We start from the raw sequence: 6,959 nt of genomic DNA, 5'->3' as shown, positions 1-6,959 counted from the left end.
TCTTGAAGAAACCCGGCTTCTGGTTATCAATTAACTAAACTCTCGCTTCTTCCTTCACCAATTTCTCCCAACCCAAATCCTTCAGATTGTTATTCCGGCGCAGGGGACGGGTGACCAACTCCAAAATGTCGCGGGTGTTCGTGAAGCCGTGGATTTGGGCGAACGTGAATTCAACTGACCACTTGGTATTAATTCCCCGTGCTTCCATCGGATTCGCGTGAGCCATTCCGGTAATGACCAAATCCGGTTGTAGGTCGTAAATGCGTTGGATTTGATTGTAATTATCCGGTTTTTCCACAATATTGGGCAATGGCGCTCCCATCTCTTGACAGGTTTTTTCCAAGAGCGCTAACTCCGCTCCTTGATAGCGCTTATCCATGTAGGGGATACCGATTTCATGGACAATCATTCCGCAGCGAATTAGGAACCGCGCTTGGGAAATTTCTAATAGATTATCTCCCATAAAGAAGACGGATTTACCGCGTACCAATTGCAGATAATCTTCTACACTTTCCCAGATTTGCTGCTCCCGTTCTGCTAATCCCTTGGGTTCGATATTAAAGACCGAACAAATCTTTTCAATCCAGGCTCTGGTTCCATCCGGCCCGATGGGGAAGGGTGCGCCAATTAACTTACACTTGCGCCGACGCATTAAAGTGGTGGCTGTGCGGGATAAAAAGGGGTTAACTCCAGAGACATAATAGCCTTCTTCCAATACTGGTAATTCGGTATAGCGCTTCGCGGGTAACCATCCGGAAACTTTGATGCCATGGCGCTTTAATTCTAGGGTCAATTGGGTTACAATCGGGTCAGGAACGGAACCGAATAAAACCAGAGGAGGATGGTTGACATATTCGGATTCTTCTTGTGCCACTTCTTCCTTTTTCTTGCCAAACGTGAGGAGGCGTTGGATGGCGTTGCGCTCTTCTTTTTCTTCGGGTTGTTCCACGGTTTTCGGACAACGAGCAGCCATTGCCGCAAGTACCGTATCTTCTCCTTGGGTGAAGGCGTAGTCTAAACCATTGGCGCGAGCAACGACGATGGGAATGCCGATTTCTGCTTCCAGTTTCGGGGCAAGACCTTCCAAGTCCATCTTGATGATTTCGGTGGTACAAGTCCCAATCCATACAATAACAGAAGGATTGCGATCGCGCTTAATTTGTTCGCACAACCGCTTCAATTCCTCATAATCGTTCAACTTAGCCGAAATATCGCCTTCCTCTAACTCCGCCATTGCATAGCGAGGTTCGGCGAAAATCATTACCCCCATGGCATTTTGCAGAAAATAACCACAGGTTTTCGTACCAATCACCAGAAAGAAACTATCTTCAATCTTCTGGTATAACCAGGCGACACAGCTAATCGGACAAAACGTATGATAATTGCCAGTTTCACACTCAAAATTGAGGGCACTGGTTTCCGGTTGTGCAACAGTCATCAGAATACACCTATTCTTTCAATCGGTTAACGTCATAAATCATCCTCTCCATCCGGTAATAAACGAGACACGCCCGTTGGTTGTCCGGGGGAAGCAATAGCGGGAGTTTCTCCATTGGGGTTTAACTCCCGCTCCGGGTCAAAATTTAAACCCAACACATCCACTAAGGCATCTTCATCCGCATTCAACTTGAAAAAGGGAACCATTAAATTGCCCAATTTCGGCTCTAGGGCATTCACCACCCCTAAAATCAGGGCAGAAGCCGGCCTGCGTCCTCCATCCGGAGTTTTGTTAGACTTCACCTCCATTTGCAGAAGCAGCCAAGCTTTATTGGCTTGAAAGTAATCCAGCCATTTTTGGCGAATAGAAGCGGTAAAGTTATCGAAAAAAGCCATACTCACAGCAGTCAATCCAATAGCAAGGGTTTCGTTGAGCCATGATACTGTTTTTCTGGCCGAACTGGGGAGGTTGGCGATGGAGAGATGGGGAGATGGGGGGATGGGGAGATAGGGGGATGGGGAGATAGGGGGATGGGGAAGATTCCCTATTCCCTATTCCCTATTCCCTAGCGCAAAGCGCCTAAACCATCATTAGTTCCAGTTCTTCCTCTTCCGTCTTCACTGCTTCTTTGGGAGGGTTGAGATAGAAGTCAGAGAGTAGCGAGAACAAGTCGCGGTCTGCGGCATCTTTGGGAACAACTCCTTCAGGACGTGCCAGAATTTGATCGGCAATGTTGAGATAATAGTTGGCAACTGGTTCTAACGTGGGGTCGGTTTCGGCCATTTCAAAGATAGTTTTGCCTTTAACGCGAGAGATGCGAATATCTTCGATTAAGGGCAGAATCTCTAGCACTGGCATGGGAACGGATTCTACATATTTGTCAATCAGGTCGCGCTTAGAGGTGCGGTTACCGATGAGTCCAGCTAACCGTAGGGGGTGGGTTCTGGCTTTTTCGCGCACGGAGGCAGCAATGCGGTTAGCGGCAAAGAGGGCATCAAAGCCGTTATCGGTGACAATCATACAGTAGTCGGAGTAGTTGAGGGGCGCAGCAAATCCACCACAGACCACATCACCGAGTACATCGAAGAGAATGACATCGTATTCATCAAAAGCGTTGAGTTCTTTCAGTAATTTTACGGTTTCTCCCACAACATAACCGCCACATCCGGCCCCAGCAGGAGGGCCACCTGCTTCTACGCAGTCTACGCCACCATAGCCTTTAAAGATTACATCTTCAGGCCAAACATCCTCGTAGTGGTAATCTTTGGCTTGCAACGTATCAATGATGGTAGGAATCAGAAATCCAGTGAGGGTGAAGGTGCTGTCATGTTTGGGGTCGCAGCCAATTTGTAGGACTTTTTTACCTCGTTTTGCGAGTGCAACGGAGATGTTGCAGCTTGTCGTGGATTTGCCGATACCGCCTTTTCCGTAGACTGATAGTTTCATTACGTGCTCTCTCCTAAAGCTTTAATAGCTCTGTCTCGATCGCATTATTAACGAAGTTTCGGGGAAATCCAAACGGCGATCGCAATGAATTAAGGTTTAATCCCTTGTTTTTAAGTGTTATCTAACTTTATTACCCTTCTATTGCTTTCAATTCTGGATCAAACTCTAGAATCAAATTTTAGATAACTTTTATGTCTAATTTTTATAAAAATAGGTTTAATAGACAAAAACACCAAAATAACAGCACTCGCAAAGCCTGATAGGGCATAGCACGATGCTCTCAGGTATAGCCAATCAGCCATTACCAATCACCGATTACCCATGACCAGCACCCAGCTCTATATTAAAAATCATTACAGTTTTCCCCAGACCACTCAAATTAGGCAAAAGATCGGATGACTGCTCTACCTTCCATCGAACAAACGGAAATCATGGTTAACTGTTGCAAAATCGGCGATCGCGCCAGCGATGGGTCGCATTATCGTCTCTTCAAAAGTGCGATCGCGTCAGCGATGGGTCGCATTATCGCGCCAGCGGTGCGGAGTATTATCGCGCCAGCGATGGGTCGCATTATCGCCTTCCTCCTCTCCTTGCTCACCCTCTGCGGTGTAACCCTCCCCGCACAAGCGGCTAACTCTAACCTCGAACAACAAGTGCTAGAGATTATCCGCAACCATCCCGAAGTCATTATTGAATCCGTACAAACCTATCAACAGCAGCAACAACAGTCCCTACAACAAAACCGCCTCGCCTTTCTCGACACCCTCAACCGCGAACCGGAAACCATTATCGGCAACTCTCCCACTACTGGTGCAGAAAATCCCCAAGTCTTCTTCATAGAATTTTCGGACTTTCAATGTCCCTTTTGCGCCCGCGCCCATGATACCGTAGCCGAATTCATGGACAAGCACGACCAACAAGTGCAACTGATTTACAAGCACTTTCCCCTCACCGAACTCCATCCCCAAGCCGAAAAAGCCGCTCAAGCCGCTTGGGCTGCTCATCAACAGGGAAAATTTTGGGCGTATCACGATACCCTATTTGCCCAACAGGATCGGTTAAGCGATCGCTTTTATGAGCAATTAGCCCAAGATTTGGAGTTAGATTTAGAACAATTTCAGCACGATCTGGCGATCGCACCTTCAGCCATTCAAAAAGACCGGCAACTCGGCGATCGATTAGGGCTTTCTGGAACCCCATTTTTCGTCATGTTCGCTCCAGGAGAACCACAGGGTAAGGGCGAGAGTTTTTCCGGCGCGATCGAGTTAGAAGAAATGGAGGCAATTTTACAGAACGTCTCTGGATGATAAATACAAGTTGAAGTTTCTAAAGACTACTATGCCAAGCTTGGTAGAATTCAGCATAAGAAAGGCTTTGGGCAATGTCCCAGAGAAGTTGGTAGCAACTTGAAAATCGGTCAAATTTGAAATAGGTCAAAGTTGTTCTCATCTGAATATGAAATAGGTCACCGTTCTTTTCATCGGTTTGGCTATTGAAATGACGTTGCAGACCAGAGACAACAATTTTTTGCTGTTCCTCAGTGATGATGATTTGTCCTAAACTCTCAGCTACCTGCCTACGGAGATACTCAGCACGCGTCTGCACCAGAAGTTGCACCAAGGCAGCGATCGCCTTTGGATTTCCAGGGTCGATTTCCCCTAAACTTTCGGCTGTACGCCTACGAGTAGATTCACTCTGAGTCTGCTCTAGAAGTTGAACGAGAGCGGCGATCGCCTTTGGATTTCCGGGGTCAATTTCCCCTAAATCTCTAGCTACCCGCCAACGATCAGAGTAATCTTCAGTCTGCTCTAGCAGTTCAATTAGAGCAGCGATCGCCTGGGGATTTCCTGGGTCGATTTCCCTCAAATCTCCAGCTACCCGTCTACAGGTAGATTCATCCTCAGTCTCCTCCAACAGTTTGACTAGAGCGGCGATCGCCTCTTTATTTCCGGGGGCAATTTTCCTTAAACTATAAGCCACTGCCCTACGGGTAAGTTCATCCTCAGTCTGCTCCAGCAGTTTCACTAGAGCGGCGATCGCCTGGACATTGTCTTGTCCGATATTGCCTAAATTATGAGCTACTAACCTACGAGTATATTCATCGTCAGTCTGCTCGAGCAGTTTGACCAGAGCAGCGATCGCCTGGGGATTTCCTTGTCCAATGCTCCCTAACCTATAAGCCACTGCCCTACAGGTATGTTTATCCTCAGTCTGCTCGAGCAGTTTTACTAGAGTCGCGATCGCCTTTTGATTTCCGAGGTCAATTCTCTCTAAAGCATAAGCCACTTCCATAAGGGTATGTTTATCTTTAGTCTGCTGTAGCATTTGTACCAAAGTGACGATCGCCTCTTTATTTCCAGGGGCAATTTCCCCTAAACTCTCAGCCACCTGCCAACGAATCTCTTCATCCTCAGTCTTTTCCAGAAGTTGGATCAGAGCAGAAATTACCTGGATATTCCCTTGTCCAATTTCCTCTAAGCCCTCAACCACTTCGTAAAAGATATCTTCATCCTCAGCCTGCATCAGCAGTTGTACCAAGGCAGCGATCGCCTCTTGATGTCCGGGGTCAATTTTCCCTAAACTATAAGCTGCTCGGTAACAGGTATCTTTACACTCAGTCTGCTTCAGCAGTTCCACCAAGGCAGCGATCGCCTCTTGATTACCTTGTGCAATTTGCTCTAAAGTATAAGCTGTCCAACAACGGGCATGTTCATCATTAGTCTCCTCCAGCATTTGTACCAGAGCCGCGATCGCCTCTTTATTTCCTGGGTCAAGTTTCCCTAAACTCTCAGCCACTGTCCTACGGATATCTTCACGGCATGGGGAAAAGTTCAGGAGGTTAGAGAGCTTCTCAATAACTCGTTTTTTATCAGTTTCACTGAGAGTTTTTCTTGCACCTATTGCTAGGGCATTGGGAAAAATGTGCCATTCTTGTTTCTCTGCATTGAACTGCCCAAACGCCCACGTGACTATCTGCTCAACAATGGCATCGGCGAAGGAACAGAATTTAAACTCACTGATGCCAGCAGCAGCGAGGAAATAGGCACGATATCCATAAAAAGTGCCATAACACCCATCATCGAAATTGACTAACTTGGCAATAAATTCCTCCTTCTTCCGATCGGCAACATCTGCACGCCCTAACCAGGATAGAATCGCGCACTTTGACTGGGGAGAAAAAATCCGATACTCCTTCCCTTGAACGGGAAAATTCTCATGCTCCTGGGGCAAAAAATAAGTCCAATCTTCTACTAAAGCTTGCTGCATCTCCTCTGCCTCGGCATCGCTTAAAGTTCCAGAAAACTTAGCCAGAGGGTTTTCTTCCCGCTTATTCATCGTCTACACACTCCAGGTATCTTTGGGAAAATCTCTCATGCTATAATCTTCTCATAAACATCTTGTTTTCCTTCTTCTTGTGCCAGCTAAAGATAAATTCCATGCTTCAGTATCTACTGCTTTGCAAAAAGATGGATGGATGATTACTCACGATCCCTTACATATCGAGGTAGATGACATTGAATTTTATATTGATTTAGGAGCAGAACAATTATTGGCAGCAGAAAAAGGAGGACAAAAAATTGCTGTTGAAATCAAATCCTTTTTAGGAACCTCAGAAGTCACTGAATTTCATTTAGCTCTAGGTCAGATCATGAATTATAAGCTGGCTTTGAGCAAAAACGAACCTAACAGAGATTTGTATCTGGCAATTGCCCAGGATACTTATGAAGAGTTTTTTGTCGTCAATTTGTACAAGAATCTCTTCAATTCTATGCTGTTAAGTTATTAATCTTTTATTATAGCGTTTCTCTCGTCTATGAGGTACAGCTTGAAACCTTAGAACCTAAGCCATACAAGCTATTCCCTATTCCCTATTCCCTATTCCCTAGCGCGAAGCGCTATATTCCCATCAAGAGGTGGTTTTATGGAAAGAATAAATTATATCAAGTCCGTTGAATAAGTTGTGATATAGCAGTGAGTTCACTCCACCCGTAAAAATCGGTTAACCCTCCAATTAATTCTGGCTGTTTCAATAAGGTTTGGCAGCGCTGGTACAACACTTCTTCTAGCTGATCGA

Annotated in this window: 5 protein-coding genes and 1 pseudogene; 2 read left to right on the top strand and 4 right to left on the bottom strand. The window is 46.0% G+C overall.

Annotated features, from left to right (window positions below):
- Positions 1-34: 34 nt before the first annotated feature.
- From PN466_RS01640 to bchL, 3 genes are all read right to left on the bottom strand, one after another.
- Positions 35-1,438: a ferredoxin:protochlorophyllide reductase (ATP-dependent) subunit N gene (locus PN466_RS01640; RefSeq protein ID WP_271936421.1), complete on the bottom strand. Its 1,404-nt coding sequence runs from the start codon at positions 1,436-1,438 to the stop codon at positions 35-37.
- A 32-nt stretch (positions 1,439-1,470) separates the two neighbouring features.
- Positions 1,471-1,833: a DUF5331 domain-containing protein gene (locus tag PN466_RS01635; protein ID WP_271936419.1), complete on the bottom strand. Its 363-nt coding sequence runs from the start codon at positions 1,831-1,833 to the stop codon at positions 1,471-1,473.
- A gap of 184 nt (positions 1,834-2,017) precedes the next feature.
- On the bottom strand, positions 2,018-2,884 hold the full coding sequence (bchL, locus tag PN466_RS01630; protein ID WP_271936417.1) for a ferredoxin:protochlorophyllide reductase (ATP-dependent) iron-sulfur ATP-binding protein: 867 nt from the start codon (positions 2,882-2,884) through the stop codon (positions 2,018-2,020).
- A gap of 395 nt (positions 2,885-3,279) precedes the next feature.
- On the opposite strand from bchL, the gene PN466_RS01625 reads away from it, so the two are divergent.
- Entirely contained in the window at positions 3,280-4,191 is a 912-nt protein-coding gene (locus tag PN466_RS01625) for a DsbA family protein (protein ID WP_271936415.1), read from the top strand.
- A gap of 19 nt (positions 4,192-4,210) precedes the next feature.
- Here the strand turns inward: PN466_RS01625 and PN466_RS01620 are convergent, their stop codons facing one another.
- Positions 4,211-6,220, bottom strand: coding sequence for a HEAT repeat domain-containing protein (locus PN466_RS01620; RefSeq protein ID WP_271936413.1), 2,010 nt, complete (start codon positions 6,218-6,220; stop codon positions 4,211-4,213).
- 79 nt (positions 6,221-6,299) lie between these two features.
- Here PN466_RS01620 and PN466_RS25840 point away from each other — a divergent pair.
- Positions 6,300-6,676, top strand: a pseudogene (locus PN466_RS25840) (XisH family protein); the annotation flags it as partial.
- Positions 6,677-6,959: the final 283 nt, after the last annotated feature.

The sequence above is a fragment of the Roseofilum reptotaenium CS-1145 genome (assembly GCF_028330985.1).
GTDB lineage: Bacteria > Cyanobacteriota > Cyanobacteriia > Cyanobacteriales > Desertifilaceae > Roseofilum > Roseofilum reptotaenium.
The sequence above is the reverse complement of the archived record's forward strand: the minus strand, read 5'-3'. Positions and strand labels throughout refer to the sequence as shown.